Genomic DNA, 19,809 nt, shown 5'->3' with positions numbered 1-19,809 from the left:
TGCGCCGAAACGGTTTTGACGCACGAAAAAACAAGTGATTAACACGAGAGAGCCAATACTTTTGAAATTGGCTCTAACGACTTGAAAAAATGAACTCCATGCACTATTATAAAACAGGCCGGTTCAATGTTCATGGGCGGTCTGTCCAAAACATGGCTGCTGAAGGAACAATCTTTCTGAAACCGGTTCAGCGCTTTCAATAACGGAGAAGATGAGGATTCAAATGAAATCACGGAGGTTGCTTGGGATGCTGCTGGGGACTCTTCTGGCAGGGCTGAACGGCATTGCGGGAGAGTTTTTCCCGCTCGCCGATCAATGGTTTTTTTCGGAACACGTTTCCGGTGAGTGGCAGAACCGTGTTCCCGCGGAGGCGGTGCCCTTTGCGCTGAAGGACGGCAGAATCGATCTGGATCTGCTGCGCGGCGGAGCCGCCGGCAAAGAGCATGATACCGCTGTCGTCTACAACCGTTTTCTGTCGGAGCGCGACGGAATGCTGTCGATCGGCTTCGGCTGCGACTGGTGGATGCAGGTGTTCTGCAACGGCAGGGAATATCTCAATACCTTGAAATCCGGTAACGGGAGCAGCTCTTATTCCCCGTGGAATCAGCCCGTGCTGATCCCGGTGAAGAAAGGCATGAACCTCCTTGCCGTGAAGCTGATCCGGGGAAGAAACTCTTTCACGTTTGTCTGCGGAGCGGTTCCGCCGCTGCCGGTTCCGCAGATTCTGGCGCGGCGCACGCTGCCTCCGCCGGCGCCGCCCGCCGGAAGCGGCAGTTCCTACCAGCTGATCCTGTTGGGAGATACGCATTTTGACGCGCCTTACGAGGTCTACCACAGTGCGTACAATGAACCGGATGAGAAACTCAACCGGATTCAGCGTGCGGAATTTGCCCGCAATGAAGCCATCTGGCGGGAACGGGGGCCGCGCATGCTCAAGGCCGCCGCCGGGCAGATTACGGAGAGGACGCGCGCCGTCGTTCAGGTCGGCGACCTCGTCCAGGGAGACTGCGGCAACCCGGAAACGCACGAGCGCATGATGCTCGATACGCTCTCGGCGTTCAAGGCTTCATTCCGTGCGCTGCCGTTTCTGACGGTGCCGGGCAATCACGATGTGCGCGGTCCCGGCGCAGCTGAAGCCTGCCGCCGGACACTGCTGCCGTACCTGTCGCGGGAACTGAATCGGAAGATCACTTCCACGACGTTCCATTTCATGCTGGAAGGTGATCTCTATGTATTCATCGACTTCAACGAGCCGGATTGCGACGCCATCCGCAGGGCGTTTGCGGAACACCCGGACGCCCGGTATAAATTCGTGGTGACGCACGGGCCGGTTCTGCCGGCGGACAGCGGTTCCTGCTCCTGGTTTCTTTTCGGATTCGGCGCCGACAATGTCCGCCGTTATTTCCGCGAACTCTTTCTGCGGAACGATGTGATTGTGCTGACCGGACATGAACACGCGCTGGAGCTTCTGGAGTGCGCGACCGATTCCGGGCGGATCACCCAGCTGATGGCCAACAGCGTATGGAGCGCGGAGCCGCTGGCTCAATACGTTCAGGAAGCCGGCTCCGCGGCGGAGTACGGGCGTAATCAGCAGGAGGTCTTCCGGAATCCCGACGGCATCCGGCTTCTGGCGGAATATCAGCCTGCCGTCACCCGCTACTGGCATGCCCGCGGCGCGGGGTACTTCCGGCTGGATATTGCGCCTGACGGCGTGGTCGCCCATTATTTCGGCGGCGACTCCGCGACGCCGTCCAAAACGATCCGCCTGCGCTGAATCCGGTCAGCCGCCGCGGGCTTCGCGCTCGGCGGCGCGCCACAGGCGGACTGCTCCGAGAAAGAGGGGAACGACGGTGGCGGCCTTCACCGGGCCGATCCCGTTGATTTCCATCGCTTCCTGCACGGTCAGCGGCTGCCGTTCCGCGAAGTCGGCCAGCGCAGCGTTGGAGAGTACCTGAAAGGGCGGGACGCCGCGCTGTTCGGCCAGCCGGGAACGGACTGATTTCAAGGCGTCGTAAAGCGCGTGCCGCTCCATTTTCGCTGCTTTAGATCCGGTGCTGCCGGCGGTGCGCCGGGCGTCCGGAGTTTCATGGCGCCGCCGTTCCCGCAGCGGTTCTTCCGGTACGTCGAGTTCGGCCTGGGCGTGTCCGGCCAGCACTTCCATGCCGTGCGGAGCCAGTTCCAGACAGGGGTAGTCGCCGCGTTCGATCCGGCCGATGCAGCGGCAGCTTTCAAGGGATTTGATGTATTTCATCACCTGTATGCGCCCAGCCCCATCTGGATTTGAGTCAGACAGCGTGGTATGTTCTTCCACAAACCGGAATAATGGGAGGACGGCATGGGACGCGAAGGACGAGATTATTGGGAGGAGCAATTGTCCGAATATTGGGACAGCGGCTTGACGATTCAAGAATACAGCGAACTGAAGGAACTTCCTTACGAAAGCACCCGCCGCTGGATCCGAGTGTCGCAGAAGACTTTGAAGTGCATAGATTCTCATATTCGCAACCGGATAACCTCAGCTGTATATTAAGTGAAAAATACAGCAGCCAAATTGTTGATGGAGCGATTACAATATGAACAGTAAACAGGTCAATGAAACAGTCAATAAACTGTTTTCGTTCATGCAGGATGTGAAAGACGGGGATCTGCGGACAATTCTTGAGAATATGCAGAAAATGAATGACTACATGGCGGAGAAGCTCCGCATCTACGAGGAGCATCTGGCTTCGCTGACGGGCAAGGAACGCCCAATCCTGACGGAATCCGACAAACGCCGATTGGCTCAAAAAGGCAAAGAATTGAATGATTTTCTGCTTGCCTCCATAGAACCGACATGGGCTCCCGGAACAATCCGGAAATGGTATTCCGATCTGGTTGAAGCAAAATACAACAGCGTCAATGAGGGACAGAAGAAACGGGGCAGAAAGCCCATCTCTCCGGAAATAGTTGAAAAAGTCCTGCAGCTGGCGAAAAGCAATCCCGATTGGGGATATGAACACATTGCCGGAACAATGCGGTATCTGGGATACAACGTCAGTGCGACAACGATTCGGCATATTCTGGAAGCGAACGGCATCGTTCCTGATCCCGACCGGAGATTACGCGGAGATTGGTCTCAATTTATCGAAACGCAGCAGTATGTAACCGCATCGACGGATTTCGCCCAGGTGGAACGTTTGACTCCATTCGGACTGGTTCGTGAGAGTCTGCTGTTTTTTATGGACATCGGCAGCCGGGAAGTATGCCTGGGAGGTATTGTTCATAATCCTGACAGCAACTGGACTACACAGATTGCCAGAAACATGTGCGATATGTGGGACGGTTTCATGCTGGGGAAAAAATACCTGATCCATGATCGCGATCCGCTTTTCAACAAGAGATTCGATTCTGTTTTTGAATCTATTGGGGTTCAAATCAAGAGGCTGCCGCCGTTCACACCGCAGATGAATGCCCGCATGGAGAATTTCATTCGGGCGATCAAGACAGAGTGTCTGAACAAGATTATTTTTACTTCAGAACGGCAACTTCGGCTGGCGGTCAAGGAATATCTTGAATACTGGAACCATTATCGTCCCCATGCCGGGCTTGACGGCAAAATGGTCAAACCGTATCCGCAGGATATGAATGCCCCGGTCAGAGAGGTTTCATTTCTTGGTGGCTTGCTTCACGGTTATCGACGGGAACCGATGGCGGCGTGAACGTGAGGAATTTATGCACCCCCGTTACGCGCGCGTGAGGATTTTCGCTCTTGTCAGAAAAAATAGGGATTTTATGACAGTCTGCCAGTCTGATTTTTTCGTATGACAGGTCATGAGTAGAGGTCGGAAGTTCGAATCTCTTTTCTACCATTTTCGCGATGTTCAAACTCTTTTTTGAGGTAGAATGAAGTTCCAGTTTCTCACGGAGAATTTTTCGAGAAGTGAAAATGCTCCTCCTTTTGAGACTCGAAAAATTCGCCAGTTTGAGGTGGAGAGAATTTTTCTGGAAAATAAAAAAATGGTCGAGGTTTTCTGATGCGGAAAATTTCAAAGTCTCATTGACAAAATGTTCAAACCGGATTTTATTATCTGAAATCAGATTTCCAAACGAAAAATCGGATCCGCATCATGAAACTCTCGAAACTGCGCATCGAAATCGGGCTGCCGGAACCGGTCCGGCTGCTGCATTTGACCGACACCCACCTCGCCTTTGCCGACGAGCGAGACGATGAGCGGAAACGCGAACTCGCCCGCCGCCGCTCCGCCGAATTCGCGGCCGACGGCGTCGATCTCGCGCGTCATCTCGAAGAGGCGGTTGCTCACGCGCGCGAACATGAGGAACTGATCATCCACACCGGCGACCTGATCGATTTCGTCTCATACCGGAATCTCGATCTGGCCGGGAAGTTCTTCGCCGCCCACGACTGCTTCGTCGCCGCCGGCAATCACGAATTCAGCAAATACGTCGGAGAAGCGTGGGAGGACGAGGCGTACAAACTCGATTCTCTGCCGCTGGTGCAGAAATATTACCCGAACAACCTGCGCTTCGCTTCGCGCATCGTCGGCGGCGTGAATCTCGTCGCCGTGGACAACTCCTACTACCTTTTCCGGGAACAGGAACTCGAACGGTTCGAAGCGGAAATCGCACGCGGATTTCCGATCGTGCTGCTGTTCCACAATCCGATCCACACCGACGAACTCTATCATGAGATGATGGTCAACCGCCGCAACGAATGCGCCTACCTCGTCGGAACCCCGGACGAGCTGCTCACCCCTTACAGCGACCATCGACGCCGCCAGCAGCGACCCGATGCCGCAACCCTCTCCTTCCTCGACCGCGTAAAACGAGCACCGGAAGTGAAGGCGATTCTCGCTGGACATCTCCACTTCAACTTTCAGACAACGCTGTTCGGACGGATCGGGCAGTACGTCACGGGCGGAGGATTTCAGGATCTCGCGCGCGAGGTGGAGCTGGTTTGACACAAAAAAACCGCCGGATCCGGTCTCCGGCGGTTCGTATTTCCAACGGGACAGGCAGCCTGCTTACTTCACTTCATCGAGTTCGAGATCCGAGAAGTAGATCGTGCCCGAGGAGTTCTGCAGTCCGATCACGATCGTCACTGCCTTCGCATCGGCCGGAATCGTCGCAATGGTGATTGCTTCACGCCAGCCGAAAGTGCCGGTCAGTTTGGGCTGCACGTCGGGATAGTTCTTTTTGCCGTCGGCACCGACGATCTCGAACATCATTTTGACTCCGAGATACGCCTGAGGCGGAACAGAGATATTCTCGCCCTTGATCTTGCCGGTGAGCTTCACGGTCTTGCCGCGAACCAAATTGACGTCGACGGGGAACTGTGCCATGGCGCCCTTCGCGGGATCGGTCACGAAGAGTCGCACCGCACTCTCGTCGGATTCCGGGGCGCCGTTCGGCAGGAAAGTCATGAGCTGCGCATTCCGCCACTTCGAAACCGCACTCTGCGTCTCAAGCAGATTATCGTAAATGTCATCCGCATCTGCGGCGACGGCTCCGAGCAGCATGGCCCCGAACAGAACATTCATCAGAATCTTCATGGTTCTCCTCCTTCTCTCATTTGAACTTGCCGGATAAAATAAACTTAAACCGCTTTTCGCAAAATGTTAAATACCGGGTTGAAAAAAAAAGTTCCGCGTGTATCTTTTTACATTCTGTTTGACTGTGGAGGATGGCGTGAAAATCTCAATCGTGACCATTGTGCGGAACAACGTTTCCCAGATCGGAGAAACCATGGATTCCGTGCTGAATCAGGATTATCCGGAGCTGGAGTATATCGTCATCGATGGAGCGTCGACCGACGGGACCGTCGAAGAGATCGAAAAGCGGCGCGGCGGACTCGCCGTCTTTGTCAGCGAACCGGACCGCGGCATCTACGACGCGATGAACAAGGGCATCGCCCGCGCGACAGGAGATGTGATCGGGCTGATCAACTCGGGCGACCGCTATCTGCCGGGCGCCCTGAAGCTCGTTGCGGAGAGTTTCGCAGGGCGCGATCTCGGGAACTCGATCTTCTGGGGAGACGTCATCTACGAGAAAAAAGGACGTGTCCGCGGATTTCGCCCGGAAAACCGCTACCGCGGCGCTTTCGCCCCGCATCCGTCGATGTTCGTGCCGCGGCGCGTCTATGAGCGCATCGGCGCATACGACACGTCGTTCCGGCTGCTCGGTGACTATGACTTCATGTACCGTGCGGTCAACCATTGCGGCGTCGACGTGATCTACGTTCCGGAACCGGTCGCATTCTACCGCGAGGGAGGCTTTTCCGACCGGAACATCGCGGCGTGTCTACGCGATGAACTGCACGTGAAACTCCGCTACGGACAGCCCCGCTGGAAGGCGGAAACCGAATATTTTCTGAAGTTAATCAAGAATCTGCCGCGAATCATGCTTGCAAAATGTTGAAACAGGATTATATTAACCGGATGTATGTCAGTTGAAAACGGATGGTTACAATCACTCTCAAGGAGCACAATAAATGACGTATGCGATCATCAAAACCGGCGGCAAGCAGCTGAAAGTCAAGACGGGCGACGTGGTGGACATCGAGAAACTCGACGTCGAAGTCGGTGGGAAAGTCACTTTTGACGAAGTCCTCGCGATCGGCGAAGAGGGCGGGAAACTCAACGTCGGCACCCCGAAAATCGAGGGCGCGACGGTTTCCGCCGAAGTCAAGGATCAGTTCCGCGGCAAGAAAGTCGTGGTCTTCAAGATGAAGCGCCGCAAGGGCTACCGCCGCACACAGGGTCATCGCCAGAGCCTGACCCGCGTCGAAATCGGCGAAATCAAAGGCTGAACCGTAAGGAAGAAGGTACGCCATGCAGTATGATGTGAACGGAGCGCTGCTCTCGACTGAAATTCCGGGCGTTCCCCTGATCAACCGCGGCAAGGTTCGGGACGTTTACGACCTCGGAGATGCGTTGCTCTTCGTGGCGACCGACCGGATCAGCGCTTTCGACGTGGTCATGCCGTGCGGCGTTCCCCGCAAGGGCGAGGTGCTCACGCAGATCTCGCTCTTCTGGTTCGACCTGATGCGCGACATCCCGAACCACCTGATCTCCGCCGACGTCACGACGCGGCCGGAGCTTGCGGCTTACGCAAAGGATCTTCAGGGGCGCTCGATGATCGTCCGCAAGGCGAAGGTCATGCCGGTCGAGTGCATCGTCCGCGGTTATCTTGTCGGCAGCGGCTGGAAGGATTATCAGAAAAGCGGAACCGTCTCCGGCATCAAGCTGCGCGACGGGTACCAGCAGGCGTCGAAACTCGACACCCCGCTGTTCACCCCGTCGACCAAGGCCGAAATCGGGGCGCATGACGAAGCGATCTCCTTCGAGGATGTGGTTCGGCTGCTCGGGAAGGAAAAAGCGACCACGTTGCGGGATCTCTCGCTCAAGATCTACACCACCGCCCGCGATTACGCCGAAAAACGCGGCATCATCGTGGCGGATACGAAGTTCGAATTCGGTGAACTCGACGGAAAGATCATCCTGGTCGACGAGGTGCTGACTCCGGATTCAAGCCGTTTCTGGCCCGCGGATCAGTACAAGGTCGGAACGAGCCCGGTCAGTCTCGACAAGCAGTATGTCCGCGACTACCTCGAAACGCTCGACTGGAACAAAACCGCTCCGGGGCCGCAGCTGCCCGCCGACGTGGTCAGCAAAACCACCGAAAAATACCTGGAAGCCTACCGGATGCTCACGGGGAAATCCCTGTAAACGCAGCCGGGAGTTGGTGGAACAACCCGGAAAGAGGCGGCAATTCGCCGCCTTTTTTCATTCTCGGGAAATCAAAAAATCATGTTTACGGAACTCTATGCCGGGATGGGTCCGGTTCAAATCGCAGTTCTGATCGCAAGCGCGATCCTGATCGGGATCAACAAAACCGCGATTCCCGGCATCGGGGTCCTGCCGGTCATCATGTTGACGATGGCGTTTGAGAGCCGGCTGTCGACCGGATTGCAGCTCATCATGCTCGTAATGGCGGACCTCATGGCGGTTTCGTGGTATCGCCGCAAGGCGGACTGGCGGATCATCTGGCGGCTGCTGCCGTGGGCGTGGACGGGACTTGCAGTCGGCGCAGTGGTGCTCTGGCTGCTGCCGGAGGGAAACGACCGGATCATGCGCATGGTCATCGGCGGAATTGTACTCGGGCTCGCGCTGCTGAACTTCATCCGCTCGCGGGTCGCGCCGGATCAGATTCCCACCGGGAAGATCGCCGCCGGTTTCTACGGTACACTGCTCGGATTCACGACCCATCTCGCGAACGCAGCCGGTCCGGTGGCCGCGATCTACTTCCTCGCGATGAAGCTCCCGAAACAGAAGTACATGGGCTGCAACGCCTGGTTTTTCCTGATCATCAACTGGACGAAAATGCCGCTTTTCATCATGGACGGGCGCATCACGCTCGAAGCGCTGAAAGTCGACCTCACGATGATTCCGTTCCTGCTCGTCGGCGGCGCGCTGGGGATTCTGCTGATTTCGAAGATGCCGCAGAAACTCTTCGAAAACATCATTCAGGTCATCGTCGTACTCTGCGCGATCTATCTCTTCTTCTGAATCAGACAAACTGCGAAATCAGCACCAGATGTTGAAGCAGAAACGTCGCCACGGAAAATACGATCGTCCAGATCGCGTAAACCGTAAGGTCGGGAATCCGGTGGCGGTTGACCGCCAGCACCTGTAACGCGACGAGCAGTGCGGCAACCACCGTCACGACCGTCACTCCCCGGGTCAGCGCATATCCGACCGGAGCGGCAAGGGTTCCTTCCCGCCAGAGCCACGCGACAGAAACCGGCAACGCAAACTGCGCAAGGAGCACTCCGGCAAGCCGGAATCCCTTGCGGTCCTTCACCTCGGTCAGCAGACACCACGCCTCCAGCAGCACACATGTGCCTGCGATCAGGCTCAGGCTTGAACAAACGGCAATCGCATCAAAATGTTCCATCCCGGACTTCTTTCCCGGCGTCCCCGCCGAACAGAGAGACTAGTGCCTCCTGCGTTCCTGCGCAAGGCGGTTCACCGACTTCAGCAGCGCGTAACAGGTCTCCATGTGCGGGACCGGAATCGAATGAAGTGCCGCCAGCCGTACCGCATTGCCGAGAATCGCCTCAACTTCGAGTTCCCGTCCCGCCTCGAAATCCTGGAGCATGCTGGTTTTATAAGCGGGGAAGTTCCGCGTATATTCGACTTGTGCGTCGGCATTTTCCGCAGTCAGCGCGACACCGCATGCGTTCGCGACCGCAATCACCTCGTCCATCAGGGTCCGGCAGAGCTTTTCAAGTTCGTCCCTGCGGGTCATATCCCGCGTCGTCGCATTCCCGGCAAGAACCGAAACCGGATTGAACGGCAGATTCCAGAGAAGTTTGTTCCAGCGCACGAAAACGATGTCCTCATGCAGTTCACACTTCACGCCCGCCCTGGCGAAAAGGGCGGCAAGTCGCCGCGCGGCCTCTCCAATTCCGGAGGGATAATTCCCCATCTTCAGGTCGCCGCTGCCCTGATGCAGCACGAAACCGGGCCGCGGACGCGAAACGCCGATGTAGGCGATCGTGCTCAGCAATTCATTCTCCGGAAACGCCTCCGCCACCTCGCGCTCGATGTCGATCCCGTTCTGGATCAGCACAATCGCACTTTTCGGCGACCGCACAGCCGGACGCAGCAGTTCCACCGCGTCCGCACCGGGAAGAACCTTCGCGGTCAAAAACACGTAGTCGGCCTCGCCCTCATAATCCGCCGCATGTTTCAGCACCGCCGCCGGGGTGAAGTGAAAATCTCCGGCAATGCTTTGAATCTCGTAACCGGAACGGGAAGCGACCTCGTAATCGCTGCGCGCCACAACCGCCACTTCGGCCCCCGCCTGCGCGAGTCGACCCGAAAAATAGACGCCGACGCCGCCGGCGCCCACGACCAGAACTCTGCACATACTTTTTCTCTCCTTCTCCGTACCGCCTAACGCGCGCCGAAAATCCGTGTCCCGACCCGGACCAGAGTCGAACCGTGACGTGCGGCAATCTCAAAATCCCCGCTCATGCCCATCGAAAGCAGCGGAAGTTTGCGCCTGAGTTTTCCTTCGAGCTCATCCCTCGTGAGACGCAGCAGCTCGAAAATTGCGGCGATCTTCACAGGTTCGGCATCAGCGGGAGCCATCGTCATGAACCCCGCAAACTCCAGATTCGCGCAATCGACCGCGCGCCGAGCCAGCGGCTCAAGTTCCCGGAGCGGAACACCCGCCTTGCTCGCCTCGCCCGAGACATTCACCTCCAGCAGAATGCGCGGATGCTTTTTCTCCTCGCCCGCGATGCGGTCGAGCCGCTCAAGCAGAGCAAGGGAGTCAACCGAATGGATCACCTTCGCAAGCTGGACGGCTCTGCGCGCCTTGTTCGATTGAAGCCGCCCGATCAGATGCCACTCGATGTCATCCGGCAGAGCGGCGGCCTTCTCCGCGAGTTCCGGGATGCGGCTCTCGCCGAACTTGCGGATTCCCGCGTCATAAAGTTCCCGCACAGCCTCCGCCGGAAACGTCTTGCTGACCGCCAGAAGTTCGATCTCCGAAGGATCGCGGAGCGCCTCGCGCGCGGCGGCGTCCAGCGCCGCGCGCACTTCGCGGTAGTGCGCAACGACCGAACTCATCGCCTCACCCCTGCCCGTTTGCAAATTTCAGTTTGTTCTCGGGCGGGCGCGACGTGATCTTGGTCCCGGGGGGAAGGCTCTCGGTGAGCCAGACGTTACCGCCGATCACGGAGTTGTCACCGATCGTGATGTCGCCGAGCACCGACGCCCCGGAATAGATCGTCACGTTGTTGCCGATGGTCGGATGGCGTTTGTTCCCCTTGATGAGCATGCCGCAGGCGTCCTTCGGGAAATTCCCCGCGCCGAGCGTCACGCCCTGGTAGATGCGAACGTTGTCGCCGAGCACGGCGGTCTCGCCGATCACCACACCGGTGCCGTGGTCGATAAACACGCCGCGCCCGAGATGAGCGCCGGGATGAATGTCGATCCCGGTCTGGCTGTGCGCGTGTTCGGTCATCATGCGTGGAATAAACGGAATTTTCTTGTGATAAAGCACATGCGCCATACGCTGAATCGTGATCGCCTTGATGCCCGGATAACTCAGAATGATCTCGTCATATGAAGTCGCCGCCGGATCGCCCGCGTAAGCGGCCTCGACGTCGAGCTTGGCCGTCTCGCGGATCGCCGGAAGTGCGTCAAGCAGCGCGAAAACCGCCTCGTTCGTACCGCACTCTTTGCAGGAGACGACCTGCCGGTTGTAACGGATTGCGCGGCACATCTGGTCGAACAGCTCGGAGTAGATCTCCTTGAGCAACTCGCCGACGTCGTGCGACACCATCTCACGGTGTCCCTGACGCCGGCCGTCGAAACCGGGAAAGATCACCTCAAGCAGCTTCTCGGTGATCGCGACGATCTCCGCCCGGCGCGGCAGATTCACTCCATCGAGATGATTCACCCCGAACCCGTCTTTGTAACTCTCCCCGAGCCGGTTGACGATCTCTCCGAGCCGGATCGACGCCTCCCCCTCCAGGTCGCTGAAATCGTATTTTGCAGGACGCATACCCTCTCCTATTCCACATTTTGAATCTGCTCGCGCAGCTTCTCGCATTCACTTTTGAAGGCGACCACCAGCGGAGAGACCGCCGGGATGCCCGCCTTGTTTCCGAGCGTCGTGATCTCGCGGAAGAGCTCCTGCATCAGAAAGTCGAGACTGCGCCCGACCGGCTTCGTCTCCTCGGCAAGAAAGCGGCGAAACTGCCCGAAATGGCTGTGCAGCCGGGTGAGCTCCTCGGTCACATCGGACTTGTCCGCATAAAAAAGCACCTCCTTGAGCAGCCGTTCATCGTCGGCGGGTGTCGGAATCTTTTCGGCGGAAAGCTTCTCCAGCAGTCTCGCCTTGATCGCGCCGTTGATCTCCGCCACAAGCGGCTCAATTTGGGAAACCAGCGTCTCAAGTCCCTGTTCCCGCGATTCAAGTTCCCGTTTGAGCGCCTCCCCTTCGCGTTGACGCATCGCCTGATACTCCGCAATCGCCGAGGAGACAGCCCGCTCATAAGCCTCGGCCATGCCGGGGGAATCCGCATCCGGAACGGCCGAGACGACCACTCCCGGAATCAGCATCAACTGTTCGACATTGACATTTTCGTCGAGGTCCGCCGTCAGACGCGCCGCTTTCGCGGCTTCCACGAGTGACGCGAGCAACGCCGCATCGACCGAGGCCTGCAAGGCTCCGCCGGAAAGCGATGTGCAGCTGATCCGCAGCTGAACCGCTCCGCGGCTGACCGTCGCGCCGACCAGTTTTCTGGCAAGCGGTTCAAATTCCGCGAACTCCGCGGGAGCCGACACCCGCAGTTCAAGCTGTTTGCGATTCACGCTTGAAATCTCCGCCGAAAGACGAACCGGGCCGACCGTCGCCTCCCCCTTCCCGAAACCGGTCATGCTAAGCATCGTCGCGGCTCTCCTCTGCGCGGATGACGGGCTCTTCGAAAACCGGTTTTTCACTCTCTCCGGGGGCTGCGGGCTCCATCCGCGCCGGATCCGGGCCGGCGAACGGATCGACCTCGAACCCGTCCGGTTCCGCCGGCAGTTCGATCGGTGTCTGGGCGTCGTCCGGAGTTTTCAGAACTTTGGTGGTTGCGGCATCGACCTCATCTTTCGTCATGATTCCACCGAAATTGATCGCCCATCCGGCGAGGTCTCCCCGGCCGTAACCGCAGAACACCGCGCGCTGTCCGGCGTCACCGATCTCCCACACGAGCGAAAGCTGTTTTTTCATTTCAAGCGCTTTCCGGAGCGGTTCGATCTCCGCCTCGTCGAGCGTGCCGGATGGATTGAACACCGGTTCGAACGTCGTCTCAAGCACATAAGGGAAATCGAACCGGATCCGGTTGAATTCCGCCACGCCGAGCTGTCCGTACAGATAATTCTGCGCGTAGGCCCTGGCCTGCGCCATGGCGGAGCTGATCGGCAGACTGAACTTCCGGAAGCTCTTTCGGATCAGACGGTTCGGATACCAGTACCGCATGCTGCCGGAAGAAGCGCCGAACACCAGAAAGTCGTCTGTCTGCCCCGGGATCCGCCAGGTTACGCAGATCTGTTTGAGCTGACTGGACGCCGATCCCGGTCCGGCGGCCGGAAGAATGTCCCCGGTCAGCAGCAGCGGACGGTTGTATTTTACAAAATAGAGCTGCTCGGTTGTGAGCTCCGGTGCATTGTCGAGCAGATATTCACGGGCGCGCTGTACGGCGCGATCCTGATAATACGCTTCGGAACGGCATCCGGCACTCATGACGGCAATCCCGAACAGCAGCAGAACCCCCGGAAGAACGGCAAACAGTTTTTTCCCATTCGGCATCATGATCCTCTCTCCTGTAATCGATCGTGTACGCGCAAACTATACTCTCTTTTTTCCGTTTCGTCAATCCGATTTCGCGGATATGCCATTGAAATTCCGCGAAAACAGGTTAATATAATAGCAGAAGGAGGTTCAGAAAAAACAGACATGACCGCGACCGCATTTTATGGAGGCAGCTTCGATCCGCCTCACAAGGGACATCTCGGAATCGCGCTCGGCGCCCTCGCATCGGGCCGGACGCAACACGTTCTGCTCGCACCGGCCTACGACCCGCCGCACAAACACGGGAAGAAGCGGGCGCCGTTCGCGGACCGGCTCGCAATGGTGAAACTGCTGATCGCGGGACATCCCGGGCTGGAGGCGTGCGACATCGAGTCGCGCCTCGCGCTGCACCCCTCCTACACAATCGACGTGCTTGCGGCCCTGGAACGGGAACGCCCCGGAGAACGGCTTCAACTGCTGATCGGCAGCGACAGTCTGCGCCAGCTCCACAGCTGGGCCCGTGCGGAGGAACTCGCGGAACGGTACGAAATTCTCACCTGGCCCCGCCCGGGCGAGTCGATCGACGCGGACACTCTCGCCCGCTTCTGGTCGCCGCGAATGGTGAAAAAGCTGCTCTCCGGCGTGCTTTCCGGCGATTTTTTTGAAATATCTTCGACCAAAATCAGAAACGATGTGGCAAAACAGCGGGAAATGGTTCATATTAATAATGGAATGACACAGCGGGTGTGGGAGTACATCCGCGACAAACAGCTTTACAGTGGAGAAGGAATGACCAGCGTAAATAAACCGACCCCGGCCGAACTGGCGGATTTCTGCGTGAAGTGCGTGGATGAAAAACTTGCGGAAAATACCGTGAAGATCCATGTGGGCGATTCGTCGTCCGTGGCGGATTACTTCGTGATCGCAACGGCGAATTCCGAACCGCAGCTTCGGGCGCTGACCGGATTTCTTGAACGGGAAGTCCGGGAAAAATTCGCGTTGCGTCCGCTCTCGGAATCGGGAGAAAGCGCGAGCGGCTGGGTTCTGATCGATCTCGGCACGGTGATTGTTCACATCATGACCCCGGAAATCCGGGATCGTTACAACCTCGAAGGACTTTGGGGAGAGAACCCCAGCGAAGACGCGGTGAAAACGTTGGCGGAACACCATCCGTGACATCCGGTGCCGGAGCCGGATCAACGGCTTCGGGAAGGGAGGTGCATCATGGCGGATTACAGAAAGTACGAGGAAAACTGGAACGAATTCCAATGGGAGCGGGAAATTCGCCGCGACGAACGGCGGATCAGCTGCTATTTCCGAGAACTTCCCGGCTGTCTCGACCTTCCCGGCGAAGAGGAGATGATTTTCAGCAACCTGCTTTCGCATCCGGATCTCGTGCCGACCGGCGGCAATCCTGATTCTCTCCGCTTCTGGCAGAGGCCGGGAGATGACGAGGAAGAAGAGGAGGAGCCGGATGATCCGCAACGGCGGCCCGGCACTGAAATCATCGATGAGATCGACCGCCTCGCCACGGAGTGGAACGTCTGTTGCGCTTCGCTTCTGCGTTCGAATCTCGATCTGCACGGGCTCGGCATCGTCTGCGCCTTCGGGAAACTTCTCGCACGCGCGGCGGATTTCATCGACACCGATGCGGAAACCGCTCGCGGGCTCAAAATCAGCCTCGGGAAACGGGTCCTTGCGGATCTCAACGAACTGGTCGGAGGGATCAGGCGTCTCTGCGAACTGCAACGTTCGCTGATTCCACACGCAGCATTGACGATCGAACTGCTCGGTCACGTGCGGGAACGGCTCGTCGACCTTGTGGAGCAGCTGCGCAAATGAAGCGACATTCCCCGGAAGTACGACCGGCGGCTCCGGCCGAACATCCGTGGTTTCTGCCTGCCGCAGCGGCACTGCTCGCCCTGGTCGGGGCGGCTACCGCCCGCGTGCTGTTCGGGCTTGCCGGAACCGATATGGTGCACTTCACGGTCGTCGGCGACGAGTGGCCCGGCACGGGGGTGCTCCTCGGGTGCATGCTTCTCCCGGAACTTCTGCTGATCAAAATCAGACCGCGCACGATACTTGAGGTGTTTGCGCCCTTCGTGCTGACGCTGCCGTTTCTCCCTTTCGCGCTCTCGATCAATCTGCCGATCGCCTATGCGGCGGCGGCGGGGCTCACGATTTACCGGGGGGCACTGCTGGGGACATTCGACGGGGAGACGGCCCGGAAATACCTCCGCAGACTGCCGTTTTTCGCAGCTGCGGCGGGAGTTCTTCTGATCGCCCTCGGGGTCTTCGCATCGAGTTGCGCATACGACAGGATGTTCCTGACCATGCTTGACTGGGGCGTTTACGCCCAGACCGCATGGCGGACATTTCACGGTCACATTCTTCAGGGGACCTGGCCCGGACCGAACTTCTCGGAAGGGCATTTCATGCCGGGTTACTTCTTCCTGCTCGCCCCGTTCTACGGGCTGCTGCCGTCGGTCTGCACCGTGTTCGTCACCGGAGCGCTGGCGCTGTGGGGAAGCGCGGGGCTGCTCTATCTCTTTGCGCGACAGCGCGGATTTTCCCGCCCCTGCTCGGCGGCGTTCGGGCTGGTCTGGCTGCTCTGCCCGTCGGTATCGAATCTGAATCTGACGGCGTTTTACGGAATCAACGCGATTGTATTCTTCATTCCGGTCTTCTTCGGCTTCTACATGCTGTATGAAGCGAAACGCTATCGTCTCGCTTTTCTCGTATTTCTCTTTTCTCTGACACTCAAGGAGACGGTCGGAATCTTCTGGCTCGGCTGGGGGATGGTGAGTTTCCTGGAAAAGCGCCGACGGGACGGCATCCTCTACGGTGTGATCGGCACGGCCTGGTTTCTGCTCTGTATGAAAGTGTTCATTCCCCATTTCGCGGGCGGGGAGTACATCTTTTACAGCCAGTTCGGGCAGCTCGGAGGCGGAATTCTGGAGATTCTGCTTTCGCCATTCACACGCCCGGCGGAGTTCTGGGGACAGGTGTTCCGGCTCAAGAATCTGCAGTTCATACTGCTGCTTCTGCTGCCGTTTTTTCCGGGGGCGCTGAACCGGCCGTGGCTGCTCGGCGCGGGAGCGATCCTGATCGGATTCAATTTCATCCGCGGCAGCGAATCGATCGTGAATCTCGTCCATCAGTATCAGGTCGAAACGATCGCGATGTTTGCCGTCGCCCTGGTCCTCGGAGTGCGCCGCGTCAGAGCCGACGGAAAACTCGCGCGGCTGCTGCGCTGGAAACTCACGGGGGCCAGACGCCGGAACACACGCCTCGCAATGATCGCCGGAACCGTCGGCTGCGCCCTCTTTTCCCACCTCTTCTTCGCGGAGAGCTTTTACGGAAAAAACAACCTCGACCGACTGGCGTTTTTCTCGAATGTGCGGGGTACCGTTGCGGAAATGGAGCAGCTGATTCCCCCCGGTGAACCGATCTCCGCGGGAATTTCAGCCGCCCCGCAGTTCCTGTTCCGGAATACGGTCTATGGGGAAGAGCGGCCGGAGGGGAAATTCCTGGTCTACCACATCGGTGAGGATCCGATGGGGCTCTCTCTGGAGAAACACCGCAAATTCCTCCAGGATCCGGAACTGACCCTGCTCCGGACGAAATTGCTTGAGGACGGGCGCACGCTGTTCCTCTTCCGGCGCGGCGGAGCGGCCTCCCCGCCCGGAGACGGCACAATCCTCCCGACCCCTCCCCGGCATCTCTCCGGAGCCCGCCCATTCCCCATCGAGGATGAGAGGGGGGTCCGTTTTCTCACGGCGTCCATCCAGCCGGACGGGGAGAACGCACGCGTCGTCTTCCGATTGCTGCGCCCGCTGCCCGGATTCGCACGAATCCGGTTCCAGCTGCTGTTTCCAGACGGCTCTGGCTATTTCCGGAGTTTCTTCTTCGCCGACGCGGCGGTTCTGCCCGAACACACCCGGATCGGAACCGGGTATGAACTTCCCCTCCCCTTCCCGATGCACGAACTGGAATCGGCACAACCGGCATTTGAACTGCGGTTTCTTTGACCGGATGAATCCCGGATTCCCCTTTTTTTCTCTTGCAAAAATACGAATTCGTAGTATATTACAGAAATACGAATTCGTAATTCAGGAGATTTTCCATGCGGAACTGCATCAAAAAGCTGGTGGATGCGACCAACATCATCGACCATGCGTATCTGGTCAAGGGGAGGTCGCTTGCGGTGAAGCCGAACATTGTCGTGCTGCTGTATGCGCTTGCCAATGACGAGAACCTTTCCCAGAGCAAACTGCACAGCAACTGGCTGCTGCCGCTCTCGACGATCAACACGATTGTGACCGAATGCCGGAACGCGGGATACATCACGCTTGAGCCGGTTCCGGGCCGGCGGCGGGAATGTTTTCTGCGCTTCACGCCGAAAGGGAGGGAGTTCGCGGATCTGATTCTTGCGGAAATCCACGCGGCCGAGGAGAAGGCGATGCGCGAAACCCTGGCGAAGTTTTCTCCGGAATTCGTCGATGCTCTGGAATTCTACGCGAAGAGTTTTCAGAGCGCCCTGAATCTGGATGGAGACGGCGATGATGCGTAACGACCAGCGGCTTTTCTGGAAATACGTGGCGCCTTCGGTCTTCGGAGCGCTCATCGGAGGATCGTTCGCGATTGTCGACGCGATCTTCATCGGGCTCTCGGGCGGGAAAAACGCACTTGCGGCGGCGGCGGTCACCTGGCCGGTGGTCATGCTGCTGCAGGCGTTCGGATTTCTGGTCGGCTCGGGAGGAGCGGTGTTGATCTCCCAGAGCCGTGGAGCGAACGACGCCGGGCGCGAAAGTGGAATCTTTTCACGGACAGTGTTTCTGGCATTTGCCTGGAGCGCAGTACTGACGCTGCTCTGTTTCCCGATTCTGCGCCCGGTTCTGGCGGCGCTCGGAGCGACGGAGGAACTCATGCCGGTCTCGCTCCGATATGCGCAGATCCTGACCGGAGGGGTGGTATTTTCCATCTTCATGTCGGTCTGTCTGGAAGTGATTCGCAACGACGGTCACCCGACGCTCTCGATGCTGCTGATGGTGACCGGACTCCTCAGCAACATCGTCCTGGACTGGGTATTCGTCTTTCTCTGCGGCTGCGGCGCGGTGGGCGCGGCGATCGCAACGGTTGTGAGCCAGGGGGGAGCGTGCCTCCTCGGCGCGATCTATTTCTGCTCGCCGCTGACGCGACTGCGATTCACCGGCGAAATCTTCCGGCCCGCTTTGCGGGAAATCATTGACATCACCGTGACCGGGCTGCCGATTTTCGGCAACATGCTCTCGATCATCGCGATGCTCTACATGCACAACGCGCAGTCCCTCCGTTACGGCGGCATCGACGGACTCGCGGCATACACGGTCATCTCCTCGCTCGAAGCGCTGGGCTCGATGTTCATGACCGGAATCGCCGGAGGCGTTCAGCCGCTGTCGGCCTCGATGTACGGTGCGGGCAAATACAAGCGGCAGAACCGGTTCGGGAACTACGGATATTTATTTGCATTCATTTCCGGGGTGCTCCTTATGTTGTTCTCTTTTGCGATGCACAAATTCATTCCGGGGTGGATGGGACTTGCCGACGGGGAGGCGCGAAATCTCGCAATGCGCGGAATCCTGCTGTCGGCACCGGCATTTCTGCTGCTGGGGGTGATCCGGGTGGCGGCCTTCTACTATCAGTCGACCGGAGCGATCGCGAAATCGTCGTTTCTGATCTACGGCGACTCGTTTGCGGCGCTGCCGTTGTGTATCTTCACGCTGCCGCTCTGGCTTGGAATGGACGGCGTGTGGCTCGCAATGCCGGTCTCGCGCATTCTGCTCATGATGCTTCTGCTCTACTTCTGGTTCGGCATGAAGCGATACCGGGAGAAAAACGAAAACCGGGAGAAAAAGATATGTCCGACGACTTCTCACTGACTCCGCTCAACGATGCGGAACTGCCGGAATTCAAACGGGAGATGCAGCGGGCATTCCAGCTCGGATACGAGGCGGAATTCGGTCCATGCGACAAGCCGATCCTGCCCGAAGAGGACATCGACCAATCGCTGGAAGCCGAGGGCGCCGTCGCCTATGCCGCCCGGATCGACGGCGTCATGGCAGGAGGAGCGGTCGTGAAAATCAACCGCCGGACCCGGCACAACGAGCTCGAACTTCTCTTCGTCAAAGCCGGAACACAGAGCCGCGGCATCGGGCAGAACATCTGGAATGCCATCGAAAAACTCTACCCTGACACGGAAGAGTGGGAGACCTTCACCCCTTATTTCGAAAAGCGCAACATCCACTTCTACGTGAACCGCTGCGGATTCCGGATTGTAGAATTCTTCAATCCGAGACACAAGCTCCCGCTCCGGGAAGGCGACGGCCCCTGCAACATGGCCGACGAAGCCGCAAACTACTTCTTCCGCTTCGTCAAACCGATGAAGCCGGGACGCGACTGACGGGCTTCTGGTAT

21 protein-coding genes are annotated in these 19,809 nt (G+C 58.2%); 13 read left to right on the top strand and 8 right to left on the bottom strand.

What is annotated here, in order from left to right:
* Positions 1-223 precede the first annotated feature (223 nt).
* The gene (locus tag Q0K10_RS13250; RefSeq protein ID WP_294507869.1) at positions 224-1,774 is read left to right on the top strand and encodes a metallophosphoesterase; all 1,551 of its coding nucleotides are present in this window, start codon (positions 224-226) and stop codon (positions 1,772-1,774) included.
* A 6-nt stretch (positions 1,775-1,780) separates the two neighbouring features.
* On the opposite strand, the gene Q0K10_RS13245 is transcribed toward Q0K10_RS13250, so the two are convergent.
* Complete coding sequence (locus tag Q0K10_RS13245) at positions 1,781-2,251, bottom strand: HRDC domain-containing protein (protein ID WP_294507867.1); 471 nt, start codon at positions 2,249-2,251, stop codon at positions 1,781-1,783.
* 322 nt (positions 2,252-2,573) lie between these two features.
* Between Q0K10_RS13245 and Q0K10_RS13240 the strand changes: the two genes are divergently transcribed.
* Both Q0K10_RS13240 and Q0K10_RS13235 read left to right on the top strand, forming a co-directional pair.
* Complete coding sequence (locus Q0K10_RS13240) at positions 2,574-3,698, top strand: integrase core domain-containing protein (protein WP_294507865.1); 1,125 nt, start codon at positions 2,574-2,576, stop codon at positions 3,696-3,698.
* A gap of 408 nt (positions 3,699-4,106) precedes the next feature.
* Complete coding sequence (locus Q0K10_RS13235) at positions 4,107-4,958, top strand: metallophosphoesterase (RefSeq protein ID WP_294507863.1); 852 nt, start codon at positions 4,107-4,109, stop codon at positions 4,956-4,958.
* Between the two features lie 63 nt (positions 4,959-5,021).
* Here the strand turns inward: Q0K10_RS13235 and Q0K10_RS13230 are convergent, their stop codons facing one another.
* A complete protein-coding gene (locus Q0K10_RS13230) occupies positions 5,022-5,549 on the bottom strand; it encodes a hypothetical protein (RefSeq protein ID WP_294507860.1) in 528 nt (175 codons plus the stop codon).
* Positions 5,550-5,685: 136 nt separating this feature from the next.
* Between Q0K10_RS13230 and Q0K10_RS13225 the strand changes: the two genes are divergently transcribed.
* The 4 genes from Q0K10_RS13225 to Q0K10_RS13210 all read left to right on the top strand — a co-directional run bounded on the left by Q0K10_RS13225 (position 5,686) and on the right by Q0K10_RS13210 (position 8,564).
* Positions 5,686-6,414 carry a glycosyltransferase family 2 protein gene (locus Q0K10_RS13225; RefSeq protein ID WP_294507858.1) on the top strand — a complete coding sequence of 243 codons (729 nt, stop codon included), beginning with the start codon at positions 5,686-5,688 and terminating at the stop codon, positions 6,412-6,414.
* Positions 6,415-6,487: 73 nt separating this feature from the next.
* On the top strand, positions 6,488-6,805 hold the full coding sequence (gene rplU / locus Q0K10_RS13220) for a 50S ribosomal protein L21 (RefSeq protein ID WP_294507856.1): 318 nt from the start codon (positions 6,488-6,490) through the stop codon (positions 6,803-6,805).
* 34 nt (positions 6,806-6,839) lie between these two features.
* Positions 6,840-7,724 (top strand): phosphoribosylaminoimidazolesuccinocarboxamide synthase, encoded by an 885-nt coding sequence (locus tag Q0K10_RS13215; protein ID WP_366943015.1) that lies wholly within the window; start codon positions 6,840-6,842, stop codon positions 7,722-7,724.
* 81 nt (positions 7,725-7,805) lie between these two features.
* Entirely contained in the window at positions 7,806-8,564 is a 759-nt protein-coding gene (locus Q0K10_RS13210) for a sulfite exporter TauE/SafE family protein (protein WP_294507852.1), read from the top strand.
* Between the two features lies 1 nt (position 8,565).
* Here Q0K10_RS13210 and Q0K10_RS13205 read toward each other — a convergent pair whose 3' ends face one another.
* From Q0K10_RS13205 to Q0K10_RS13180, 6 genes are read right to left on the bottom strand one after another with little or no spacing between them, the layout of a single operon-like run.
* On the bottom strand, positions 8,566-8,952 hold the full coding sequence (locus tag Q0K10_RS13205; protein ID WP_294507850.1) for a hypothetical protein: 387 nt from the start codon (positions 8,950-8,952) through the stop codon (positions 8,566-8,568).
* A 39-nt stretch (positions 8,953-8,991) separates the two neighbouring features.
* Positions 8,992-9,930: a ketopantoate reductase family protein gene (locus tag Q0K10_RS13200; RefSeq protein WP_294507848.1), complete on the bottom strand. Its 939-nt coding sequence runs from the start codon at positions 9,928-9,930 to the stop codon at positions 8,992-8,994.
* A gap of 26 nt (positions 9,931-9,956) precedes the next feature.
* Entirely contained in the window at positions 9,957-10,637 is a 681-nt protein-coding gene (locus tag Q0K10_RS13195) for a YggS family pyridoxal phosphate-dependent enzyme (protein ID WP_294507846.1), read from the bottom strand.
* Between the two features lie 4 nt (positions 10,638-10,641).
* Positions 10,642-11,577, bottom strand: coding sequence for a serine O-acetyltransferase EpsC (epsC, locus tag Q0K10_RS13190; RefSeq protein WP_294507844.1), 936 nt, complete (start codon positions 11,575-11,577; stop codon positions 10,642-10,644).
* An 8-nt stretch (positions 11,578-11,585) separates the two neighbouring features.
* Entirely contained in the window at positions 11,586-12,464 is an 879-nt protein-coding gene (locus Q0K10_RS13185) for a YicC/YloC family endoribonuclease (protein WP_294507842.1), read from the bottom strand.
* Positions 12,457-13,374, bottom strand: a complete 918-nt coding sequence (locus tag Q0K10_RS13180) for a hypothetical protein (protein WP_294507840.1) — start codon at positions 13,372-13,374, stop codon at positions 12,457-12,459. Before Q0K10_RS13180 ends, Q0K10_RS13185 begins: the two co-directional genes overlap by 8 nt.
* Positions 13,375-13,518: 144 nt before the next feature.
* Between Q0K10_RS13180 and nadD the strand changes: the two genes are divergently transcribed.
* The 6 genes from nadD to Q0K10_RS13145 all read left to right on the top strand — a co-directional run bounded on the left by nadD (position 13,519) and on the right by Q0K10_RS13145 (position 19,795).
* Positions 13,519-14,529 carry a nicotinate (nicotinamide) nucleotide adenylyltransferase gene (gene nadD / locus Q0K10_RS15650; RefSeq protein ID WP_366943013.1) on the top strand — a complete coding sequence of 337 codons (1,011 nt, stop codon included), beginning with the start codon at positions 13,519-13,521 and terminating at the stop codon, positions 14,527-14,529.
* Between the two features lie 48 nt (positions 14,530-14,577).
* Positions 14,578-15,195, top strand: coding sequence for a hypothetical protein (locus Q0K10_RS13165; RefSeq protein WP_294507838.1), 618 nt, complete (start codon positions 14,578-14,580; stop codon positions 15,193-15,195).
* Positions 15,192-17,384 (top strand): DUF2079 domain-containing protein, encoded by a 2,193-nt coding sequence (locus Q0K10_RS13160; protein WP_294507836.1) that lies wholly within the window; start codon positions 15,192-15,194, stop codon positions 17,382-17,384. Before Q0K10_RS13165 ends, Q0K10_RS13160 begins: the two co-directional genes overlap by 4 nt.
* Before the next feature lie 95 nt (positions 17,385-17,479).
* Positions 17,480-17,926 carry a MarR family winged helix-turn-helix transcriptional regulator gene (locus Q0K10_RS13155; protein WP_294507834.1) on the top strand — a complete coding sequence of 149 codons (447 nt, stop codon included), beginning with the start codon at positions 17,480-17,482 and terminating at the stop codon, positions 17,924-17,926.
* A complete protein-coding gene (locus Q0K10_RS13150; RefSeq protein WP_294507832.1) occupies positions 17,916-19,274 on the top strand; it encodes an MATE family efflux transporter in 1,359 nt (452 codons plus the stop codon). Before Q0K10_RS13155 ends, Q0K10_RS13150 begins: the two co-directional genes overlap by 11 nt.
* Positions 19,253-19,795 carry a GNAT family N-acetyltransferase gene (locus tag Q0K10_RS13145; protein ID WP_294507829.1) on the top strand — a complete coding sequence of 181 codons (543 nt, stop codon included), beginning with the start codon at positions 19,253-19,255 and terminating at the stop codon, positions 19,793-19,795. Before Q0K10_RS13150 ends, Q0K10_RS13145 begins: the two co-directional genes overlap by 22 nt.
* The last annotated feature ends 14 nt before the right edge of the window (positions 19,796-19,809 follow it).

The organism is uncultured Victivallis sp. (genome assembly GCF_944391105.1).
Taxonomy (GTDB): domain Bacteria; phylum Verrucomicrobiota; class Lentisphaeria; order Victivallales; family Victivallaceae; genus Victivallis.
The sequence above is the reverse complement of the archived record's forward strand: the minus strand, read 5'-3'. Positions and strand labels throughout refer to the sequence as shown.

Coding starts and splice junctions, on each gene's coding strand:
- Q0K10_RS13250 (WP_294507869.1), top strand. CDS start 224: ATGAAATCACGGAGGTTGCTTGGGATGCTGCTGGGGACTCTTCTGGCA.
- Q0K10_RS13245 (WP_294507867.1), bottom strand. CDS start 2,251: ATGAAATACATCAAATCCCTTGAAAGCTGCCGCTGCATCGGCCGGATC.
- Q0K10_RS13240 (WP_294507865.1), top strand. CDS start 2,574: ATGAACAGTAAACAGGTCAATGAAACAGTCAATAAACTGTTTTCGTTC.
- Q0K10_RS13235 (WP_294507863.1), top strand. CDS start 4,107: ATGAAACTCTCGAAACTGCGCATCGAAATCGGGCTGCCGGAACCGGTC.
- Q0K10_RS13230 (WP_294507860.1), bottom strand. CDS start 5,549: ATGAAGATTCTGATGAATGTTCTGTTCGGGGCCATGCTGCTCGGAGCC.
- rplU (WP_294507856.1), top strand. CDS start 6,488: ATGACGTATGCGATCATCAAAACCGGCGGCAAGCAGCTGAAAGTCAAG.
- Q0K10_RS13210 (WP_294507852.1), top strand. CDS start 7,806: ATGTTTACGGAACTCTATGCCGGGATGGGTCCGGTTCAAATCGCAGTT.
- Q0K10_RS13205 (WP_294507850.1), bottom strand. CDS start 8,952: ATGGAACATTTTGATGCGATTGCCGTTTGTTCAAGCCTGAGCCTGATC.
- Q0K10_RS13200 (WP_294507848.1), bottom strand. CDS start 9,930: ATGTGCAGAGTTCTGGTCGTGGGCGCCGGCGGCGTCGGCGTCTATTTT.
- Q0K10_RS13195 (WP_294507846.1), bottom strand. CDS start 10,637: ATGAGTTCGGTCGTTGCGCACTACCGCGAAGTGCGCGCGGCGCTGGAC.
- epsC (WP_294507844.1), bottom strand. CDS start 11,577: ATGCGTCCTGCAAAATACGATTTCAGCGACCTGGAGGGGGAGGCGTCG.
- Q0K10_RS13185 (WP_294507842.1), bottom strand. CDS start 12,464: ATGCTTAGCATGACCGGTTTCGGGAAGGGGGAGGCGACGGTCGGCCCG.
- Q0K10_RS13180 (WP_294507840.1), bottom strand. CDS start 13,374: ATGATGCCGAATGGGAAAAAACTGTTTGCCGTTCTTCCGGGGGTTCTG.
- nadD (WP_366943013.1), top strand. CDS start 13,519: ATGACCGCGACCGCATTTTATGGAGGCAGCTTCGATCCGCCTCACAAG.
- Q0K10_RS13165 (WP_294507838.1), top strand. CDS start 14,578: ATGGCGGATTACAGAAAGTACGAGGAAAACTGGAACGAATTCCAATGG.
- Q0K10_RS13160 (WP_294507836.1), top strand. CDS start 15,192: ATGAAGCGACATTCCCCGGAAGTACGACCGGCGGCTCCGGCCGAACAT.
- Q0K10_RS13155 (WP_294507834.1), top strand. CDS start 17,480: ATGCGGAACTGCATCAAAAAGCTGGTGGATGCGACCAACATCATCGAC.
- Q0K10_RS13150 (WP_294507832.1), top strand. CDS start 17,916: ATGATGCGTAACGACCAGCGGCTTTTCTGGAAATACGTGGCGCCTTCG.
- Q0K10_RS13145 (WP_294507829.1), top strand. CDS start 19,253: ATGTCCGACGACTTCTCACTGACTCCGCTCAACGATGCGGAACTGCCG.